Source organism: Terrilactibacillus tamarindi, from assembly GCF_009718825.1.
GTDB classification, from domain to species: domain Bacteria; phylum Bacillota; class Bacilli; order Bacillales; family Sporolactobacillaceae; genus Terrilactibacillus; species Terrilactibacillus tamarindi.
The window spans coordinates 61569-81851 of sequence record NZ_WNHB01000017.1 but is presented as its reverse complement, the minus strand read 5'-3'; the positions used below and the strand labels follow the sequence as shown (position 1 = coordinate 81851).

Below are 20283 nucleotides of genomic sequence, written 5' to 3'. Positions count from 1 at the left end.
CATTAATTATTGATGATACTATTTCTTTTTTTTATAATGAAACACTAAATAAAGACAAATAAATAAAACAACTGGACATACAACCATCATTCCGATTTGAAAAAAGGTTTTTCCAAAGGTCATAATAGTTCCTCTTTCAAATAAATTAGCGGAATAGGTCATGCACATAAGTCCCATACCAATGAGCAACGAAGCAATGAAGAAGTACTGTATTTTCATGAGGAACCCTCCAAACTTTCAAGTTCTTCATGTTGTGGGAAGGTTAGCGTGAAGGTTGTCCCTACATCTAACTTGCTCTCCACATGAATGGATCCTCCTTGCAGATCCACTAATTTTTTGACGATTGAAAGACCTAGGCCTGTACCACCATAGTCACGAGATCTTGATTTTTCAATGCGATAAAACCGATCGAAAATATAAGGAAGTTCCTCTTCTGGAATACCTTGACCCGTATCAGATACGGATAGGACCAATGATGAATTTTCTGAGACGAGTTGAACGATAATTTCTCCTTGATCCGTGTATTTGATGGCGTTTTCTAATAAATTTAAAAGAATTTGTTCCATGCGATAACTATCTCCAAGGATGAAAGGAATATCCTGATGTAGTTCAGTTTTTAAGATAATATTTTTCTGTTCCGCTTTTAGTTTAACCTTGCTTAGAGTATTCAAGATAATATCTTTCATGTCTAACCGTTCCATCGTTAACTCTATTTTCCCTTCTTCCATTTTCGAAAGTTCAAAAAGATCATCCACTAACTTTTGTAAACGAATGGCTTCTTGATGAATAATGGTCAAGTATTTCTTTTTTTCTGCTTCGTTTTCGACTAAATTATCAGTTAGAACTTTCGAATACCCTTCAAGATAGGTTATGGGAGTTCTTAGCTCATGCGAAATATTCGCAAAAAATTCTTGCCTCGTATCTCGATACCTTTGTAAACTCTGAGCTAAGTTATTGATTGATTGACCAAGCATACCCATTTCATCCTTTTGACGAATGTCTAGACGTGTATCCCAATCTCCTTTAGACATCCTGTCCGTCACTTTTTGCATTTTAAGGAGAGGTTGAGAGAGAAGCTTTGTCATAATAAAAGTCATTCCTAAAGCGACAAGAAAAGCTCCTAAAGCAGAAAGAAATAGTAATTTACGTACGGTTCTAATTGAATCATCTATTTTATTCATTGAAGATAGGATATATAAGGCAGATTGAGGCTTTTGATTTTTTACAACCGGTTTGCCTGAGATGTAATAACGGTGTCCAGACGAATCATTATATATAAAGTCGATTGATTGACCTGAAAACATCCGGTTAAGATCTTTTTGATTAATAAATGGATGTTGTCTTTCACTTTTACCTGAATGGGCGATAACCTGTCCATTTTCAGTCACCCAAACAATTTGAACACTCGAGAATTCAGCAAAATTGTTTATCATAGCTGTAGAAGACGCATCTTTAGTTTTTGCCATCGAAACAAAGTGTGAGGCGAGTTCCTGTGAATCTTCTTTCATTTGCGCATAAAAAAAATGGGAGAATAATTGATCTATTGCCACACCTAAGGTCATTAGTAATATAATGAAAAGGATCATAAATGCTGTACCGAGTTTGAGTCCAATTCGACTAATTTTCATTGTATGGTACCTGGTATATGAAATTTGTAGCCAATCCCCCAGACGGTTTGAATGGGGTTATAGGATAAACCGGCTTTGGTTACTTTTTCTCTTATGTTCTTCACATGAGTATCCACGACACGGGAATCACCTTCAAAATCATATCCCCAAACTCTCTCAACAATATGTTCCCTAGAAAAGGCACGATCTTTGTTTTTTGCTAACATGACTAAAATATCAAATTCGATCTGTGTAAATTCAATAGTTTGATGACATATAGTCACTTGACGTGCATCAGGTTCAATGGTTATATCGGGAAAGTCTAATCTCTTTTTTTCGCTTTGTTTTGAATATGAAATCGAGGAGCGTCGGATAAGGGCATGGACACGAGCGATTAATTCTTCGGGATTAAAGGGCTTGGTTAAATAGTCATCCGCCCCTAAAGCAAAACTTTTACTTTTTCTTGTAGCTCTGCTCGAGCTGTTAACATCAGAATAGGAGTGGTCTTTATTTCTCTAATTGACTTGCATACTTCCCAGCCATCCATATCAGGCATCATAATATCTAACAAAATAACATCAAAGTCTTCTTGTTTTATCTTAGTTAAAGCCTCGTTCCCTGTCATGGCTTCCTTAACGATAAATCCTTCTTTTTGTAAATAAATCTTTAATAAATTTCGCATGTTCCATTCGTCATCGACAATGAGAACCTGTAAGTGTTTCATTTTTTTCTCCTTTTTTAGTGCTAAAGCTTTGTTATAAATGTTTGAATTTAACTAGATTTAATTCACTTTGATGACTTTAAACCATTTTTGGTTCAAAGGCTCTACAGTCACTTTTTGACCGGGTTTAAAGCAGGAATAGGTTTTCATATTATGAATGTTTATCACGCTTACTTCCTTGTTATTAGATAATTTAATTTTGTTATGACATCGGCTGATTCCTTTGCTATCTGGAGAGCAATCTGTATCTGTTTGAATAATGCCTTCCATTTTAGTTGTGATCATTCCCTCGTGTCTCTTCGTAATATATTCTCCATTTTTTCCGTTTTTCTGCCAGTTCAACGCCTCTATTTTTGTCTCGATTGACGTTTTTTTATGACTATTAGAGTTGGTTTGAGCAAATTTCCAAGCAAAAATAAGAAGTAAACCTAAAGCGACCATTCCTCCAACAAATAGGACTGTTTTTTTCATCTAATTTGTCACTTCCCTTGTTTTTTTAATGAGTAATACTTTTAATGAAATGTTTTAGAAGACGATATTATTCTTCTTATGAAGATGATTTTAAGTCAAATTTATGTACTTTTTGTGTGGTTCTAAACATGCTTTTTTACCTAACTCTTCACAAATTCTCCATAATTTCAATATAGACTAGTTGGTGAGAGAAAGGAGTGGATAAACTGTGAAAAAAATGCTACTTTTTACAATTGTCGTTTGTTCATTATTCATTATAACGGCATGTTCTACGAGTAATAAAGATCCAAACAAACAAGGAGCAGTTGACAAGCGGGAAGCTTCAGAGCCATTAAAGGTTTTAAAGGGTCCAACTATTACACTTGTCGCTAAGGAAGTAAAACAAAAATTAAGAAATGGGGTGACTGTTCCTGTTTGGACGTTCAATGGTTCTGCACCAGGACCCGAAATTCGAGTGAAAAAAGGAGAGAAGATCCGTGTTACATTAAAGAATGATTTACCTTCACCTGTCTCTATTCATTGGCATGGCTATCCTGTGCCGAATAACATGGACGGTGTTCCAAACGTGACTCAAGACGCCGTAGCTCCTGGAAAAAGTTTCACATATGAATTTACTGCAAGTAAAGTAGGAACGTATTGGTACCATTCACACGAAGATTCTGTAAATCAAGTTGATCGAGGATTATACGGTGCGTTAGTCGTTGAAGATCCAAAAGATAACTATGACAAAGATTATACTCTCATGTTAGATGAGTGGGTAACGAATAAAAAATATATAAATAATCAGATTAAAACGATGACTGGAAAGAGAACAAGTAAAGAAGGTGATCAGGATTCAGGGATGAATGGAATGGACATGGGGAATATGGACATGGGTCAAGATTCCGAAATGAACATGGCAAATGACAGCCATAGCAGTCATCACAATAATAGCGATGAATCTAGCCATAGCAGTCATCACAACAATAGCGATGAATCTAGCCATAGTAGTCATCATAACAATAAAACAAGCGATGGCAGTACCATGATGGGCAGCATGAAAATGATGGATCATATGGGTATGTATGATTTGTATACCATCAATGGTAAAAGCGGTCATTTAATAAAACCTCTTAATGTGAAAGAAGGAGATAGAGTTCGATTACGTTTCATTAATGCAGGCTATCTTTCTCACAATATTCATATTCATGGTCATAATATTAAAGTGATCGCAACAGATGGTCAGCCGATTAATAATCCAAGTCTTATAAAAAATCAAGTTATGACCATCGCCCCAGGGGAACGTTATGATATTGTTTTTACCGCAGATAATCCGGGGAAATGGCTTATCGAAGATCATGGTAAATCTAAAGGAACAAGTGGCATGAAGGCGGTCATTAGTTATCAGGGGATTAAAAAAATGAACGATAAGGCTAATGCTAGTCAATCGTTACCATCTATAAATCTCACTCAATATGGTACTAAATCAAACGATAAATTTACTTTAGATCAAAAATACGATCTTGAGTATTCGATGGATCTTAATGTTGGAATGAATGGTAATAAAATGATCTATACGATTAATGGAAAAACTTACCCAAATACAGATCCGATTAAAGTCAAAAAAGGGGATCTTGTAAAAGTAAAACTCGTCAATCGTGATATGATGAATCATCATCCGATGCATCTTCACGGACACTTTTTCCAAATTCTAAGTAAAAATGGAAAACCTTATTCAGGTTCACCTATCATGAAGGATACATTAAACCTAAAACCAGGTGAAGAATATGAGGTCGCCTTTGTTGCAGATAACCCTGGGAATTGGATGTTTCACTGTCATGATCTTCACCATGCATCAGCAGGAATGGATACTGAAGTGAAATATACAGATTACCAAACAAACTATAAACCTAAATCTTCAAATTCTAATAAAACTGAATAGTAGTACTGAGAAAAGCGACCTATACATTCAAAAGGAATAAGTTAGGTCGCACTTTTTATTAATAGCCAGATATTAATGACTGTATTTGATTCTCTTAATAATTTTGAGATAAACTATACCCATGTAAAGTATTATGAATAAAATATATTTTATCTCTTTACATACCTTAGGGGGGTATGGTAATATACAATTGTAAGGATGATTAAGTATAATCGTCAGCAGCGGTGGAGATAAAAGAATTGACTGCGATAAAAAACTTTAGGTAAGAAGAAAGGGAGTTCATTATTATGGAAAAAACAACATTAAACGTTACTGGAATGTCTTGCGGGCACTGTGTTAAGGCAGTAGAAGGCAGTGTTGGTGAATTAAGTGGTGTTAAGCAAGTGAAAGTTCATTTAACTGAAGGTAAAGTGGATGTTGAATTTAATCCAGAGGAAGTTACATTAGAGAAAATTAAAGAAACAATTGATGATCAAGGATACGAAGTCGTTTAAGAAAACGTGCTCTATAGCACGATTTCTTTTTACATCTAATATACCCCTGGGTAGTATGGGAGGGTTAGAGATTGAGTACAAAAGAAGCAAGTCTACAAATTAAAGGGATGACGTGTGCAGCTTGTGCGAATCGAATTGAAAAAGGAATAAAGAAACTGGATGGCGTTGAGGAGGCAAATGTTAACTTTGCTCTTGAAAAGTCGACCATAAAGTATGATTCAGAACAAACCAATGTTGAAGCTTTTGAAAAGAAAATAAAAGATTTAGGCTATGACGTCGTAAAGGAAAAACATGAATTTGCGATTACAGGGATGACATGTGCAGCTTGTGCCAATCGAATTGAAAAAGGGTTAAATAAACTTGAAGGTGTATCGAAAGCGACGGTAAATTTAGCCATTGAACAGGCGACAGTCACCTACAATCCGTCCATAGTATCAACTGATGATGTGATTCATCGAGTTGAGAAATTGGGTTACGGAGCGATTTTAAAAAACGAAGGAAAAGAACCATCCGTTGATTACAAGAAAAAAGCCATACGTCAACAACAAGCAAAATTTATCATCTCATTAATTCTCTCTTTACCATTGTTATGGGCTATGGTTGGTCATTTTTCTTTTACATCATTTATCTATGTACCAGAAATTTTTATGAACCCTTGGTTTCAATTAATTTTAGCCACGCCAGTTCAATTTATCATCGGTGGTCAATTTTACCTAGGCGCTTATAAAGCGTTAAGAAACAAAAGTGCAAATATGGATGTTCTTGTCGCACTAGGGACATCGGCAGCCTATTTTTACAGTCTATATCAAACGATCCTCTCGTTCGGAAATCATGCGTCCAAGATCCAATTGTATTATGAAACAAGCGCTATTTTGATTACACTCATTATTTTGGGGAAATTATTCGAAGCTAAAGCCAAAGGGCGATCGTCTGAAGCCATTAAAAAACTCATGGGTTTACAAGCGAAGACAGCAACGGTTGTAAGAGATGGGGTGGAGAGAAACATTCCACTTGATGAAGTTATGATAGGTGATGAGATTCATGTTAAACCGGGTGAAAAAATTCCTGTCGATAGTCAAATTATTGAAGGTAGCTCAGCGATTGATGAATCCATGCTTACCGGGGAAAGTTTACCTGTTGATAAAACAATAGGAGATCCTGTTTTCGGGGCAACAATGAATAAAAATGGTTTTCTAAAACTAAAAGCCATGAAAATTGGTAAGGAAACAGCCTTAGCCCAAATTATAAAAGTCGTAGAAGAAGCTCAAGGATCAAAAGCGCCCATCCAGCGTTTAGCTGATAAGATCTCTGGAATCTTTGTTCCCATTGTTATCGCGATTGCTGTGATCGCTTTTATCATCTGGTTTGTTTGGGTTGATCCAGGAAACTTTTCGTCAGCACTCGAAAAACTGATTGCTGTTTTAGTTATTGCCTGCCCTTGCGCTTTAGGTCTGGCTACCCCAACATCGATTATGGCCGGTTCGGGACGCTCAGCAGAATTCGGGGTGTTATTTAAAGGCGGTGAACATCTCGAATTAACGCATCTTATCAATACGGTTATATTAGATAAAACAGGCACAGTCACAAACGGAGAGCCTGTTTTGACTGATATCATTGTCCAAGGTGACCAAGATGAGCAACAACTCTTGGAACTCATAGCTTCAGCTGAAAAACAATCGGAGCATCCACTGGCTAAGGCTATTGTTCAAGGTATCCAAGAAAAAGGTATAGCCTTAAAAGAAGTTAACGAATTTAAGGCGATATCTGGCTATGGAATACAAGCCTTGGTTGATGGGACTGAAGTCTTAGTTGGCACACGAAGATTAATGAAAGAAAATAATGTTGAAATCAATCAGGCATTAAGCGCAATGGAAACGTTAGAGTCCAGTGGGAAAACAGCGATGTTAGTTGCCGTAAATCGGAAATATAAAGGAATGATAGCCGTCGCTGACACAATAAAAGAAACGTCAGTTAGTGCTATAAAACGTTTAAAAGAAATGGGACTCGAAGTCATCATGATGACAGGTGATAATCACATCGCCGCAACATCAATTGCAAAGCAAGTTGGAATTGAACGAGTCATTGCAGAGGTTCTACCTGAAGGTAAGGCAGACGAAGTGAAAAAAATGCAAAGCAAAGGTAGAAAGGTGGCCATGGTGGGTGACGGGATTAATGACGCTCCTGCGCTTGCGACAGCAGATATTGGAATGGCCATTGGAACTGGAACGGATATTGCCATGGAAGCAGCTGATATCACATTGATTCGTGGTGATTTGAACAGTATAGCGGATGCCATCTATATGAGTAAAAAAACCATCCAAAATATTAAGCAAAATTTATTTTGGGCATTAGCTTATAATGCTTTAGGGATTCCAATTGCAGCAGCGGGTTTGCTTGCACCTTGGTTAGCTGGTGCAGCCATGGCTTTTAGTTCAGTATCTGTGGTTCTTAATGCCTTACGTCTACAAAGAATTAAATTATGAAGAGTTCAGTTTAAATAAGAGAAATTTATAACGTAGCGACCTAACTAAGTGAAAGGAAATAGTTAGGTCGTTTTTTATTATCTATTAAATTTCAACATCTATTAAATACGTATAGAATTCCCTCAAGTCAATGACTCTAATATCATTTTGAGCCCTTCCATGGTTCATAATGTCTCTAAGTTAATATGTAAACGGGACATAAAACATAACAGAGCCTATTAAATTAAGTTATAAGTTCCATCAATCTCTTATTTTAACAAACCCCTCTAGTAAAAATCGTTTTAAGATCCCTTTTATTTACAGTAATTCTACCAACATGGCATAATAATGGTGGAACAAAACAAACAGATTCATAGGAGGTGCCTATGTTAAAACCCCAACTTGCCCAGCGGATTATTCATGAAGTAGGTCATCTGTTACATGAACAAATCATTGTTGTCAACTCGGAAGGGCTCATCATTGCAAGTACAGATCTCAATAGAAAAGGTCAATTTCATGCTGGTGCGAAATATACCATGTCAACGAAACTCACTCAAATTATGACACAGGAGGACGTGAAGAGATGGCCAGGTGTTAAAGCAGGTATCAATTTGCCGATCTTTTTTCAAAAAGAGGTCATTGGAGTCATTGGGATAACCGGTCAAGCGGAACAAGTGGAACCTAAAGGAGAAATTCTCAAAAAGATGACCGAACTAATGATACAGGAGAGCTACTATCAAGAGGAGATCGATTACCATGCTCGGTCACTTGAAGCTTTCGTTTTTGATTGGTTGAATCAAAAGGAACGGAATGATGTATTCATCCATCGAGCCATCCCACTCAATATTTGTCTTGATATTGAACGCCAGATACTTTATATAGATCTTAATGAGTCAACTCAACAAGTTGTCCGTAGCATATGGGAAGATATTATGAACGGTATTCCTAGTTATCGCAATGACATTGTCATAAGGTGGGGAAGTAGTCACCTTCTACTTATTTTAGATGTTTCAAATAAAGGCTTTTCATTAAAAGATGAAGTGGATCATGTGTATCACAGAGTGATGAAGCATTTGGATCGACCTGCTCGAATCGGAGTTGGAAGTGTTGTACCTCCAGAGAAACTAGTCAAATCATTTCAAGGAGCCGAGCGAGCCTTGCATGCAACATCCGAGAACGAACCCATTGTATTTGACGAGTCACTCACTTTAGAAATGATTGCAGAAGATGTCAGTCCGGATACAAAGCAACTGTTTATCGACCGAACACTAGCTTCTATATTAGATAAACCAGAATTAATTCATGCCATAAAAGTACTTATTATGCATGATTTTTCCTATAAAGAAGCTTCTACTGACTTACATATCCATACCAATACCTTACATTATCGGGTAAAGAAGTTTGAAGAGTTAACGGGACTCAATTTAAAGCAACTAAAGACCAAGGTCATCCTTTATATGGGGCTTTTATTTTTGGATGAACATACAAAAAGAAGGTCGCTATAAATGTGATTTTTGGTTTCTGCAACATATATTCATGCATTTTACTTTTATAGAATAAAATTTAGAGTTGAAAATGTTTGAATGGAGGTTGCCTATGATTGATTCAAAGATAAGAGAACAACTAGTAGCTATAGTAGGAAATGAAAATTATGATGACACGATAAGCGGAAGGTTAGTCTATTCTTATGATGCCACGCCCAATCACCAAGAACTTCCTGACGCTGTTATTTCTCCAAAAGATAAACAGGATGTCTGTCAAATATTAAAAGTATGTAACCTAGAGAAAATTCCTATTGTTGCAAGAGGCTCAGGTTCTAACCTTTGCGGGGGAACATGTCCTGTAGAAGGCGGGATTGTTTTACTCTTTAAGCATATGAATCAACTATTAGAAATCGATAAGGAAAACTTAACAGTAACCGTTCAACCTGGATTAATTACTCAAGATATGATCAAGCAAGTCGAAGCGGCAGGCTTGTTTTATCCACCAGATCCAAGTTCTATGAAAATATCAACAATTGGTGGAAATATTAGTGAAAACTCTGGAGGGCTTCGAGGTTTAAAATATGGCGTGACTAGAGACTATGTTCTTGCTCTCGAAGTTGTTCTCCCAAATGGTGAGATGATTCATACAGGTGGTAAGTTAGCTAAAGACGTCGCAGGATACGATTTGACGCGACTATTTGTCGGTTCAGAAGGGACTTTAGGTGTAATTACAGAAGCCACTTTGAAATTGATACCAAAACCTGAATCTAAGAAGACGATGCTTGCACTCTATCAAGACATCGAAGCAGCGGCTCGCAGTGTATCACAGATCATTGCTAAGCGTATTATCCCGACAACTTTAGAATTCCTAGATAAACATACGATACGTGCCGTTGAAGACTTTGCACAAATCGGCTTACCTACAGATGTAGAAGCAATTTTACTTATCGAACAAGATGGACCACCAGAAATTGTTGCTAGGGATATTCAACACATTGCTGATATCTGCCGAAGCGAACAGGCGGTTGATGTAACGGTAGCAAAATCGGATGAAGAAGCAGAGAAATTAACAACCGCACGCCGAACGGCCCTTTCTGCTCTCGCTAGGTTAAAACCGACCACGATTTTGGAAGATGCGACAGTACCAAGATCTGAAATTGCCACCATGGTGAAAGCCATAAACGACATTGCGATCAAACACAATGTAAAAATCTCAACGTTTGGTCATGCTGGAGATGGAAACTTGCACCCTACCTGTTTAACGGATGTGCGTGATAAAGATGAGATGGAAAGGGTGGAAGCAGCATTTGCCGATATCTTTGCAAAAGCCATTGATCTAGGAGGGACACTAACAGGAGAGCACGGTGTTGGTGTGATGAAATCTCCCTATTTAGAGTGGAAATTAGGCGAAGCTGGTATTGCTGTTATGAAAGGGATAAAAGAAGCGATTGATCCAAATAACATTATGAATCCAGGAAAAATGTTTGCAAAAGAATTGAAAAAAAGAGTGGTGATCGGTGAATGACAACAGCAAGAGAAAGAGAAGCCATTCAGCACGATTTTCAGACGAAGATGAATGAAGATGAACTTCTAAATTGTATGAGATGTGGATTTTGTTTACCAGCCTGTCCGACCTATATCGAATCTGGCATGCAGGAAAAATATTCACCTCGAGGCAGAATCGCTTTAATGAAGGCGGTCAAGGATGGTCTTATTGAACCTGACGAAGAAGTAGAACGCTCACTTGATCTCTGTCTTGGCTGTAGGGCATGCGAACCTGTTTGTCCATCTGGAGTCAAATACGGGGAACTTTTAGAGGATGCTAGGGATATTATTAATCAAAACAAAAAGCATTCCTTACCTGTGAGAATGTTAAGGAAAGGTGTCTTGGACGGATTATTTCCACATCAAAACCGGATGATTAATGTTAGTAGTTTACTTGGGATGTACCAACGATCCGGACTTTCAAAAGTGGCACGAAAAATTGGTTTCATGGAGTTATTCCCAGAAAGTATGGCAACAATGGAAAAGGTTTTACCTTCTGTACCAAAAAGAAAAGAAATGAAACATCGCCTGCGGCACTTCGAACCAGATATTGTGAAAAAGGCAACGGTCGCCTTCTTTACCGGATGTCTGATGGATACCATGTTCCTTGAAACTAATCAATCAACGATCACTCTTCTACAGAAAGTAGGCTGTGAAGTCGTTGTTCCTGAAGGCCAACTTTGTTGTGGGGCTCTCCATGGACACAGCGGGGAGAAAGAGAAAGCTAAGCAGATGGCGAAACAAAATATTGAAGCATTTGAACAAGTACAAGCGGATTATATTATTACAAATGCAGGAGGGTGCGGGGCATTTCTTATAGGTTACGATCACTTACTCAAAGATGAACCTGAATGGGCTGATCGTGCAAAGTCTTTTGTATCCAAATTGAAAGATATTTCGGCAATCTTAGTTGATCTTGATTTTCATCATCAACATCTAAGACTTCCCGATCAGATTGTCACGTATCAAGATTCTTGTCATTTGAGAAATGTCATGAGAACGTTCGACGAACCAAGAACATTGCTTAAAGCCATTGGCGGGGTCACCTTCAAAGAAATGGAAGGGGCTGATCGTTGTTGTGGTTCGGCAGGCATTTACAATATCGTTGAACCGGATATGTCAATGCAAATATTGGATCACAAAATGGAACATGTAAAGGAAACAAAAGCCGCAACGATCGTAACAGCTAACCCAGGCTGCCTTCTTCAGATGAAGCTAGGTATCGAAAGAGAGGGCCTTACAGGCAGGATTAGAGCAGTACATATTGTTGATCTCTTATTAGAAGCATTGAACTAATTTAATAAAAAGACTAATTTAAAAATACGTAAAAGAAGGGAGCAAATGGTGTGAAACCATTTGCTCCCTCTTTGATCATTTAAAAATCAAATCAATACTGTTTAATGTTTCAACAATAATGGTCATTAATGAATGTAAATCGTCAATTTCTGCTTCGGTTAAACCATCTTCAAATTTTAATTGAATGGCATTTGAATAATGATGATGTCCCGGATAAATATAGGATATACGTTGTGTTATCGTTGGATGAAACTGTCGCCAATGCTTATTGATGATAAATAAAAGTGCTTCGCAATCTGTTTTAGGATTTTTAATCGGTGTATGAAAAGTTAATTGAAATTGACAAGCGAGGTCTGTCATATCCTCTTCTAGTAATTCGGTGGCGAGTGTATGCAAATCAGATGTCATAGAGAGTGTGACACTTGTCTTCCCTCTTAGTCGTTTAAAGTCAATAATGTATGATTTATTTAATTTGGCAAGATCAATGCTATCTGTTCGATCAAGAATTGTTAGCCTATCATCCATTTCAAAATCATATATGATTCCTTCAAGAACAACCTTCAAATTATCAAACATGGTAGGATCAATCATATTCTATCTCCTCTTCTAAAACGTAAATGACTGGTAGCCAAAAATCCACGATTGATGGCAAGGAATCAATTTAAATAGTGGTAAGAAGTGAGCCCATTGATAGTAAAAAAATATCATGCATGGACATATTTTCTATTATTCTTATTCTACCATCATATTAAGATATTTTCATTTAAAGGAAATTTATTATTCAGGTTCAAATTGTTTCTAGTTTTTTTTTTGACTAAAAAAAGATTAAGCTTTTTTTGAGATCATCTTATCTATATCAGAAAGAGAATGGATTAATTCCTATTTTAAAGAAATTGAGGACATCTTCCTATACGTTATCGCTATTTTCGAATAGATTAACGATAAGTACTAAATATTTTTTGTAAAATAGAGGAGGTTCTATTTAAATTAATGTATGAACTATGTAGAAAGTATATGAATCAAAATGTCGAAATTCGTTGTCACGATGGCTCTATTCACCGAGGTAGGATTACTAAAGTGGATCGTCAGTACGTTTATATCAAACCAATGAATGACTTTAACCCAAATTCAATAAACAATGGACCTGGACTTTTCTTTTGGGGACCTGGCTACGGTTACGGCTATGGTTACGATGGCTGGGGTTATGGAATTGCCTTAGGGTCTATTGCCGCTATTTTAGCACTAGGTCTAATTTGGTAGCATGACATCATGCTAGTTCTTTTTGAGATAAAGTAGACAGAGTGGTTCCGATACCAACAAATGTTATCGCAACAATAGAGTAGAATAGATTACCACCTATGAGCCTATTGCCTAGTAATAAAATATTTAAATCCATAAAAAAGATAAGTAGACCAATATTTAAAGACGTTTTGAGCGAAATAAATTGAGCTAAGAGATCAATGCCTTCCGTACAGATCTTGTATCGAAGCATCAAACCGGTCCCAAGGCCTATCATTATACCTCCTAATACGGCACTTGTTGCAAGAGAGAAGGTAATGTAATTAGAAATTGGGGCCAGTACATCAATTAGAATGGAAGTCATAAGAAATCCATAAATACTATCATAAAAGTAAGAACGATAATATCGCCATGCAAAAAAATAAATAGGGAAATTAAAAATGATAATGGTTAATCCAGCATTAATTCCAAACGTATATTTTATAATTAGACCAACACCAATTATCCCCCCATCCAGTAGATGGTATGGAACGATACAAGCATTTATCCCGACAGCAACGAGAAGGCTTCCTATCAACATGATAAAGAATTTGATCATAGATAAACCTCTTTTTAAAAATTGTACAGTTTGTTATAACATATTCATCAGCTTGTCTAGATAGAAGTATGATTATAAAAAAAGGAACCATGGATCTCTCCATGGTTCAACTTCTTCCATTCTTCTTTTGAGCTTGTTCTTCTAACTGTGTTTTTGGCCTTTCATGACTGCCTGCAGGATGCCCTGTGGGATCAACGCTTGAACCAACTTTACCTTTATTTGATCGAAATTCTTTATTTGGCATTTCAATCCTCCTTCCATAAACCTAAATCATAGGGTGCGCATCTTTTAAGTTATTCATACATAAATAACGTATTTAGTAAGGAAGGATATTGAACATTTTAAGCTAATACAATGAATAAAAAGAGTTTTGTCACTGGATCCAAGGACAAATTTAGAATTAGTATTCGTTGTAGCTTAAATTTTATTAAACTATAATGAAAGTATAGAAGGGGGTACTTCTAAGGTTGCTAAAACAAAGGGGGACTAGAAGTTTATCAATCTTTTTATAATTTATTTTATTATTTTGAAAGCGTTTTATTGTTTAAATGTATATGGATTAGGAATGAGGTTTCTAAATGAATTTAAAAATGAAAGCCCTTTCAGTTTTAAATTCATAAAATTGGTAACGTGACTTTGTGTTCAGGACAAAGTCAATAAAAAGGTTGTTGTATAACAGATGTGTTTGATAACACTTATAGGTTACCACACCCTTAGTGTTATATAAATACTTCCAGAAGAGATTTTATGTCTAAATTATGAACGTCAGGAGGTAATCACTATGCAACAAAGTAAAGGCTTTAAAATCGGTATACAAAAACTCGGTAACTCCCTTAGTTCGATGGTTCTTCCTAATATTGGTGCATTTATTGCCTGGGGATTAATTACGGCGCTTTTTATTCCAACAGGTTGGTTCCCAAGTAAGACCTTAGCCGCACTTGTTGATCCGACCGTTAAATATTTACTTCCTCTTCTTATTGGCTATACAGGTGGTAAGCTACTGCATGATCACCGTGGAGGGGTCGTTGGTGCAATAGCGACAATGGGGATCATTATTGGAACAGATATCCCCATGTTCTTAGGAGCAATGATCATGGGTCCTATTGGCGGCTATGCGATTAAAAAGGTAGACAGCGTCATTCAAGATAAAGTAAAACCAGGATTTGAAATGCTAATAGATAATTTTTCAGCGGGTATTTTAGGTGGGCTGCTTGCCATTGTTTCATTTTTAGGCGTCGGTCCATTAGTAGATATTCTATCTAATGTTTTAGCCACAGGCGTTGAGTGGATGATTCATACAGGTATATTACCGCTTGCAAGCATTTTTATTGAGTCAGGAAAAATCTTATTTCTTAACAATGCCATTAATCATGGTGTATTGACACCACTTGGAATTGAACAAGTCAGACAGTATGGCAAATCTGTTCTATTTTTACTGGAGGCTAATCCAGGACCAGGGATGGGTGTTCTATTAGCTTATTGTATTTTCGGTAAAGGAATGGCAAAACGTTCAGCGCCAGGTGCAGCAATCATCCATTTCTTTGGCGGAATTCATGAAATTTATTTTCCTTACATTTTAATGAAACCGTTTTTGTTTATCGCAGTTATCTTAGGTGGAGCAAGTGGTGTGTTTACATTTGTTCTTTTACAGGGCGGCTTATTAGCACCTGCATCTCCTGGAAGTATTATTGCTATTTTAGCAGTCACGCCGCATTCACTCGGTAATTATATTGCCAATATTGCTGGTGTCTGTGTGGCAACAGCTGTCTCGTTCACTTCGTCTATGCTTATTCTAAAATGGAGTAAAGGTGAGGAAGAAGATTTACAAAAAGCAACGAAACAAATGGAAGGCATGAAAGGCAAAAAAAGTCGTACAGCGAGCATGTTAACATCTGATGCAATTGTTGATCAAGTCATGTTTGATCCAAGTAATGTCAAAAAAGTGGTCTTTGCATGTGATGCTGGAATGGGATCAAGTGCGATGGGAGCATCTATATTAAGAAAAAAAGTGAAGCAAGCAGGACTCAGTGTTACTGTCACAAATACAGCTATTAGTGCTATTCCGAATGATGCTCAGGTTGTTGTTACACAAGAGGAATTAACACCGCGGGCGAAACAGAAAGCTCCAAATGCTTATCATGTATCGGTCGATAATTTCTTGGCTACACCCAAATATGATGCGTTAGTTGATCAACTTAAGAATGGTGAACAACATATTCAAGAAAGACAAGATATTGAAGCCGTGCAACATCCGAAAGGGAATATATTACTGAAAAAAAATGTATTTTTAAATCAATCATTTACTACAAAAGAAGAAGCCATTGTTTTTGCAGGTCAGATTCTTGTTGACGGTGGATATGTGAAAGAATCTTACATTGATGCCATGATTGCTCGTGATAAATTAACATCGACGTTTGTTGGAAATGGGGTTGCCATACCACACGGAACAGATGAAGCAAAAAAGGATATTCTGGCTTCAGGTGTGACAATCATCCAAGTTCCAGAGGGTGTTGATTTTGATGGAAATGAGGTCCGTCTACTGTTTGGTATTGCAGGAAAAGATGGTACTCATCTTAATATCTTGTCTGATATAGCGATTGCTTGTACAGAAAAAGAAAATGTTGAGAAGATGGTCAACGCAAAAACAGTTGATGAATTACTTTCTTATATTGGTGATCTAAATGAAAAAAAAGAAACGAATGTGCCGGAATCATTGCTTTAAATTGAGGAGTGACTGTGAATCTAGATTTAATTGATGACAGTTTAAATGAAATGGGTTGGTAAAATGTTCATCAAAAATAGAGAAAAATCCATATTAGAATTGCTCCTTAAAATGGGTGGAAAGCACACGGCTATCTCGATGTCCACCTACCTTCATGTTAGTGTACGGACGATCAATAGAGACCTAAAAAATATTGATAAAATCCTTGCACATTATGGATTGCAGATCAAGAAAGATCACGATAACTCGATCAGTCTAGAAGGACCAAATAAAAGTATTTTTAAGCTTACTCAAGATCTGAGTAAAATCGTGCCTTTAGATTTATCAGTGGAGCAAATAAAATTATTACTCTTACTCAAATTACTTGATCAAAAAGAGCCTGTTAAATTAAGTTCTTTAGCGCGGGACTTGAATGTTTCTGTAACAACATTATCCAATTACTTGGATGATCTATCAGAATTATTCACGAGTTTCGACATTGAGTTAATTAGAAAAAGGAGTTATGGGATTCAACTTATAGGTGAGAAAAGTTCTAAAAGAAAGGCATTGGGGCAATTTTTTCTACTCTATTTTAATGAACAACTTATTGAATCTATATTTCAACTATCAAGTGAAAAGTTAGCAGCTAATGATTTAATCTTACATTATTTCAAAATGCCTTATCTTATAGACATTCAGAACGTCGTTAATATGAAGTTAGATGAAGAGAATATCGAATTGGTAGACAGTGACTATATGGCTTTTATTATGCAGGTATGCATCACCTTTCAACGTATTGAAAGTGGATTTTATGTTACTGAGGAGATTAAATCAGAAGATGGGCAATTAGCCAACCAAAGAAATGCTTATATAGATAAATTAAGTGAGGTTTTTCATCATAAGTATGCCCTTACATTAGATGATAATGAAAAAAATTATCTGATCATGATATTAAAAGGGTCAAAAACACAACGTTCCGAAGCTGTTTTTTACGATAGTGTGATCACAGGTAGAGCAGTGAAAAATTTAATTCAATGTGTATCAAAACAATACCATCTGGATCTTATGAATGACTTTACACTCTTTCAAGGATTAATGGCTCATATAGAACCTTCCTTGTTTCGAATCAAAAAAAATATGGGCATATACAATCCGATGACAGATCAGATAAAAAGGCAATATCCCATATTGTTTAATACAATCAAACATTATTTAGGATTTGTATTTAAAGACCTTCAATTTCCTGATGATGAAATAGCCTATATTGTTCTTCACTTTGGTTCCGTTTTAGAACTAAGAAGAACAACCATTCTAGTTCGGACATTAGTCGTGTGTCCAACAGGTATTGGTTCTTCTAAAATGCTCGTTACACGTTTAAAAAAAGAAATCCCATATTTATCGTCTGTCGAGGTTTCCTCTATACAGGATTTAAAAGATATTAATGTTAATCAATTCGACATGATTTTGTCAACCGTTCATTTACCAATAAAGGATAAACCATACATTTATGTCAATCCATTATTAAGTAAAGAAGATGTGAAAAATATTGAATTATATGTTCAAGAACATGTCGAACAAATGAGATTGGCGGCAGCAACGACGGAGAATATAGAATCAACTCAGTTAAATCATTCTACTTATGAAAGCGGTTTACTAGAGAATCTTATGGATGACATGTATGAACTTCAATATAATATTCGATTGCTATTAAAGCATACTCGAGTCTATGAGATCTCTACAACGGAGGATTATCAATCTTGTCTTCTTAGTATGGTTGATCAGTGTGTTAGTGATGGTATTTTGGATGATAGGGATACCGTCTTCCGTAAATTATTAGATCGAGAACAGCAAGCGGGTCTCGGAATTCCAGATACAAATATGGCGCTTTTCCATTGCAAAGATAAATCGGTTAAATCCCTTGTTTTTCATATTGGTCATTTGAATCGAGACTATACACTCATTGGGATGGATGGAAAGCCAATGCCAATTCAAAATTTGATGTTATTGTTGGCGCCTGAGAAATTAACACCTCTTCAATTAGAGATCATTAGCAATGTTAGCTCATCGATTGTTGAAGATCGTGAAAGTACTCTTATTTATAGTTCGGCAAATGAAAAAATGATTCAATCAAAGTTAGAACAATCTTTCTATACTTTTATAAAAAATAAAATGATGAGGGAATGATAGATATGCAAAAAGTTGTTCATTTTGGCGCAGGTAATATTGGAAGGGGTTTCATTGGAGCGCTATTTTCGGAATCAGGTTACGAGGTTATATTTGTTGATATTGCAGATGACATCATTAATGCGTTAAATATAGAAGGACAATATAATGTTTACACGGCATCAGAACCCCAAGAAATGATGACCATTCAGAATGTTTCTGGGCTTAATAGTTTAAAGTCCGAAGATAAAGTCATTAAAGCTATTAAAGAAGCAAAGTTTATCACGACGGCCATAGGTCCAAGTATTTTGCCGCATATCGCCCCATTAATAGCAAAAGGATTATCTGAAAGAATAAAAGAAACCAAAGAAAAAGTGTATGTTATCGCTTGTGAAAATCAAATTTCGGCAACAGATATATTAAAAAGTTATATAGATAAACAACTTGACCCAAGTGTCGTTAATGAGATGATCGGAAGTGTTTACTTTTTAAATTCTGCCGTCGATCGTATTGTTCCTATTCAACATAATAAAGAGATTCTTGATGTACTCGTAGAATCGTATCATGAATGGGTGGTCGAATCCGCGGAAAATATTCCGAAAGTGGCTGGAATGAAAATTGTGCCAAATTTAGCACCTTATATAGAAAGAAAATTATTTACAGTTAATACAGGGCATGCTGTAAGTGCTTACTTTGGATTTTTATCAGGAAAATCGACCATTGATGAGACGTTAAACGACCCAGCAATTTATAAAATGGTCAAAGAAACAGTTGAAGAAACAGGAAACTATTTAATTAAACGCTATAAATTTGACCCATCTGAACACAAGGCTTATATTGAAAAAATATTACAACGTTTTCAAAATACTTATCTTAAGGATGATGTTAAACGTGTTGGGCGTTCACCAATACGAAAATTGGGACCAGAAGATCGATTGATAAAACCAGCAAAAGAAGCACAAAAATGGGGCCTTCCTTATACTTGTCTGGCTAATAGCATTGCGGCATGTTTACGATTCGATGTATCTACTGATAAAGAATCTGTTGAACTACAAAGACTCATTAGAGATGAAGGCATTGACTATGTCTTAAAAACAATATGTCAATTAGACTTGGAAGACGACTTAGCAAAAGAAATTATCAAACATTATAAAAAACAGAGTTCAGTTACTTTCTAATCTATTAAAGTAGAATTACTTAGCCTTGATCATTAGATGATCAAGGCTATATTTTTTATACATGAATGGAATTTTTCTTAGATAACTTATAAACCATACAGATACACAAAAGGAAACTATTCATTCCATCTTGACGGACCTATGAAGCTAGCATATGATGAGGTTAGTCGAATAATGTAAAAAAAGGTTGATAGATTCAATAGAATGGATACTATCATGAAAAGGGAATATCGGTGAAAATCCGAAGCGGTCCCGCCACTGTAAATGTGAGTGTTCTTTGTTATCCACTGTCAAACTAAATGATGGGAAGGAAAAGAATACAATGATCATGAGCCAGGAGACCTGCCTTTTTTACAAACCAAAAGCCTACGAGGATAGGAGGTTTTAAAGAAGCGGTTAACCG

Annotated in this window: 18 protein-coding genes and 1 riboswitch; of the genes, 10 read left to right on the top strand and 8 right to left on the bottom strand. The window is 36.2% G+C overall.

The genetic code is table 11. The features are described from left to right. Positions 1 to 18 precede the first annotated feature (18 nt). From GMB86_RS11250 to GMB86_RS11235, 5 genes are all read right to left on the bottom strand, one after another. Complete coding sequence (locus GMB86_RS11250) at positions 19 to 219, bottom strand: hypothetical protein (RefSeq protein ID WP_155219933.1); 201 nt, start codon at positions 217 to 219, stop codon at positions 19 to 21. After that, positions 216 to 1628: a sensor histidine kinase gene (locus GMB86_RS11245; RefSeq protein WP_155219930.1), complete on the bottom strand. Its 1413-nt coding sequence runs from the start codon at positions 1626 to 1628 to the stop codon at positions 216 to 218. The genes GMB86_RS11250 and GMB86_RS11245 overlap by 4 nt, the downstream gene beginning before the upstream one ends. Beyond that, positions 1625 to 1891 carry a winged helix-turn-helix domain-containing protein gene (locus GMB86_RS16105; protein WP_329602896.1) on the bottom strand — a complete coding sequence of 89 codons (267 nt, stop codon included), beginning with the start codon at positions 1889 to 1891 and terminating at the stop codon, positions 1625 to 1627. The genes GMB86_RS11245 and GMB86_RS16105 overlap by 4 nt, the downstream gene beginning before the upstream one ends. A gap of 155 nt (positions 1892 to 2046) precedes the next feature. Further along, the gene (locus GMB86_RS16100; protein WP_329602895.1) at positions 2047 to 2331 is read right to left on the bottom strand and encodes a response regulator; all 285 of its coding nucleotides are present in this window, start codon (positions 2329 to 2331) and stop codon (positions 2047 to 2049) included. Between the two features lie 57 nt (positions 2332 to 2388). After that, positions 2389 to 2799 carry a hypothetical protein gene (locus tag GMB86_RS11235; protein ID WP_155219927.1) on the bottom strand — a complete coding sequence of 137 codons (411 nt, stop codon included), beginning with the start codon at positions 2797 to 2799 and terminating at the stop codon, positions 2389 to 2391. 208 nt (positions 2800 to 3007) lie between these two features. Here GMB86_RS11235 and GMB86_RS11230 point away from each other — a divergent pair, with 208 nt between their 5' ends. From GMB86_RS11230 to GMB86_RS11205, 6 genes are all read left to right on the top strand, one after another. Then, positions 3008 to 4720, top strand: a complete 1713-nt coding sequence (locus tag GMB86_RS11230; protein ID WP_329602894.1) for a multicopper oxidase family protein — start codon at positions 3008 to 3010, stop codon at positions 4718 to 4720. Between the two features lie 287 nt (positions 4721 to 5007). Then, positions 5008 to 5214, top strand: a complete 207-nt coding sequence (gene copZ / locus GMB86_RS11225) for a copper chaperone CopZ (RefSeq protein ID WP_155219923.1) — start codon at positions 5008 to 5010, stop codon at positions 5212 to 5214. Between the two features lie 71 nt (positions 5215 to 5285). Beyond that, a complete protein-coding gene (locus GMB86_RS11220; RefSeq protein ID WP_155219920.1) occupies positions 5286 to 7697 on the top strand; it encodes a heavy metal translocating P-type ATPase in 2412 nt (803 codons plus the stop codon). A gap of 365 nt (positions 7698 to 8062) precedes the next feature. Next, positions 8063 to 9181 (top strand): CdaR family transcriptional regulator, encoded by a 1119-nt coding sequence (locus tag GMB86_RS11215; protein WP_155219917.1) that lies wholly within the window; start codon positions 8063 to 8065, stop codon positions 9179 to 9181. A gap of 91 nt (positions 9182 to 9272) precedes the next feature. Further along, on the top strand, positions 9273 to 10685 hold the full coding sequence (glcD, locus tag GMB86_RS11210) for a glycolate oxidase subunit GlcD (protein WP_155219914.1): 1413 nt from the start codon (positions 9273 to 9275) through the stop codon (positions 10683 to 10685). Then, a complete protein-coding gene (locus tag GMB86_RS11205; RefSeq protein WP_155219911.1) occupies positions 10682 to 12001 on the top strand; it encodes a (Fe-S)-binding protein in 1320 nt (439 codons plus the stop codon). Before glcD ends, GMB86_RS11205 begins: the two co-directional genes overlap by 4 nt. Before the next feature lie 75 nt (positions 12002 to 12076). On the opposite strand, the gene GMB86_RS11200 is transcribed toward GMB86_RS11205, so the two are convergent. Then, positions 12077 to 12592, bottom strand: coding sequence for a hypothetical protein (locus GMB86_RS11200; protein ID WP_155219908.1), 516 nt, complete (start codon positions 12590 to 12592; stop codon positions 12077 to 12079). A gap of 399 nt (positions 12593 to 12991) precedes the next feature. Between GMB86_RS11200 and GMB86_RS11195 the strand changes: the two genes are divergently transcribed. Further along, the gene (locus GMB86_RS11195) at positions 12992 to 13261 is read left to right on the top strand and encodes a hypothetical protein (protein WP_155219905.1); all 270 of its coding nucleotides are present in this window, start codon (positions 12992 to 12994) and stop codon (positions 13259 to 13261) included. 7 nt (positions 13262 to 13268) lie between these two features. On the opposite strand, the gene GMB86_RS11190 is transcribed toward GMB86_RS11195, so the two are convergent. Both GMB86_RS11190 and GMB86_RS11185 read right to left on the bottom strand, forming a co-directional pair. Then, positions 13269 to 13838 carry a YitT family protein gene (locus GMB86_RS11190; protein ID WP_155219902.1) on the bottom strand — a complete coding sequence of 190 codons (570 nt, stop codon included), beginning with the start codon at positions 13836 to 13838 and terminating at the stop codon, positions 13269 to 13271. Positions 13839 to 13944: 106 nt separating this feature from the next. Beyond that, positions 13945 to 14082, bottom strand: coding sequence for a small, acid-soluble spore protein L (locus tag GMB86_RS11185; RefSeq protein ID WP_155219899.1), 138 nt, complete (start codon positions 14080 to 14082; stop codon positions 13945 to 13947). A gap of 537 nt (positions 14083 to 14619) precedes the next feature. Between GMB86_RS11185 and GMB86_RS11180 the strand changes: the two genes are divergently transcribed. The 3 genes from GMB86_RS11180 to GMB86_RS11170 are packed head-to-tail and all read left to right on the top strand — an operon-like array spanning position 14620 to position 19880. Continuing rightward, positions 14620 to 16560: a PTS mannitol transporter subunit IICBA gene (locus tag GMB86_RS11180; RefSeq protein ID WP_155219896.1), complete on the top strand. Its 1941-nt coding sequence runs from the start codon at positions 14620 to 14622 to the stop codon at positions 16558 to 16560. Between the two features lie 45 nt (positions 16561 to 16605). After that, on the top strand, positions 16606 to 18723 hold the full coding sequence (locus tag GMB86_RS11175) for a BglG family transcription antiterminator (RefSeq protein WP_155219893.1): 2118 nt from the start codon (positions 16606 to 16608) through the stop codon (positions 18721 to 18723). 5 nt (positions 18724 to 18728) lie between these two features. Beyond that, positions 18729 to 19880 (top strand): mannitol-1-phosphate 5-dehydrogenase, encoded by a 1152-nt coding sequence (locus GMB86_RS11170; RefSeq protein ID WP_155219890.1) that lies wholly within the window; start codon positions 18729 to 18731, stop codon positions 19878 to 19880. A 167-nt stretch (positions 19881 to 20047) separates the two neighbouring features. Next, a riboswitch (cobalamin riboswitch) is annotated at positions 20048 to 20243 on the top strand. Positions 20244 to 20283: the final 40 nt, after the last annotated feature.

What these genes read in the sequence shown, in the direction of transcription:
- GMB86_RS11250 (WP_155219933.1), bottom strand. Translation starts at nt 219, where the DNA reads ATGAAAATACAGTACTTCTTCATTGCTTCGTTGCTCATTGGTATGGGA.
- GMB86_RS11245 (WP_155219930.1), bottom strand. Translation starts at nt 1,628, where the DNA reads ATGAAAATTAGTCGAATTGGACTCAAACTCGGTACAGCATTTATGATC.
- GMB86_RS16100 (WP_329602895.1), bottom strand. Translation starts at nt 2,331, where the DNA reads ATGAAACACTTACAGGTTCTCATTGTCGATGACGAATGGAACATGCGA.
- GMB86_RS11235 (WP_155219927.1), bottom strand. Translation starts at nt 2,799, where the DNA reads ATGAAAAAAACAGTCCTATTTGTTGGAGGAATGGTCGCTTTAGGTTTA.
- copZ (WP_155219923.1), top strand. Translation starts at nt 5,008, where the DNA reads ATGGAAAAAACAACATTAAACGTTACTGGAATGTCTTGCGGGCACTGT.
- GMB86_RS11215 (WP_155219917.1), top strand. Translation starts at nt 8,063, where the DNA reads ATGTTAAAACCCCAACTTGCCCAGCGGATTATTCATGAAGTAGGTCAT.
- glcD (WP_155219914.1), top strand. Translation starts at nt 9,273, where the DNA reads ATGATTGATTCAAAGATAAGAGAACAACTAGTAGCTATAGTAGGAAAT.
- GMB86_RS11205 (WP_155219911.1), top strand. Translation starts at nt 10,682, where the DNA reads ATGACAACAGCAAGAGAAAGAGAAGCCATTCAGCACGATTTTCAGACG.
- GMB86_RS11200 (WP_155219908.1), bottom strand. Translation starts at nt 12,592, where the DNA reads ATGATTGATCCTACCATGTTTGATAATTTGAAGGTTGTTCTTGAAGGA.
- GMB86_RS11195 (WP_155219905.1), top strand. Translation starts at nt 12,992, where the DNA reads ATGTATGAACTATGTAGAAAGTATATGAATCAAAATGTCGAAATTCGT.
- GMB86_RS11190 (WP_155219902.1), bottom strand. Translation starts at nt 13,838, where the DNA reads ATGATCAAATTCTTTATCATGTTGATAGGAAGCCTTCTCGTTGCTGTC.
- GMB86_RS11185 (WP_155219899.1), bottom strand. Translation starts at nt 14,082, where the DNA reads ATGCCAAATAAAGAATTTCGATCAAATAAAGGTAAAGTTGGTTCAAGC.
- GMB86_RS11180 (WP_155219896.1), top strand. Translation starts at nt 14,620, where the DNA reads ATGCAACAAAGTAAAGGCTTTAAAATCGGTATACAAAAACTCGGTAAC.
- GMB86_RS11175 (WP_155219893.1), top strand. Translation starts at nt 16,606, where the DNA reads ATGAAATGGGTTGGTAAAATGTTCATCAAAAATAGAGAAAAATCCATA.
- GMB86_RS11170 (WP_155219890.1), top strand. Translation starts at nt 18,729, where the DNA reads ATGCAAAAAGTTGTTCATTTTGGCGCAGGTAATATTGGAAGGGGTTTC.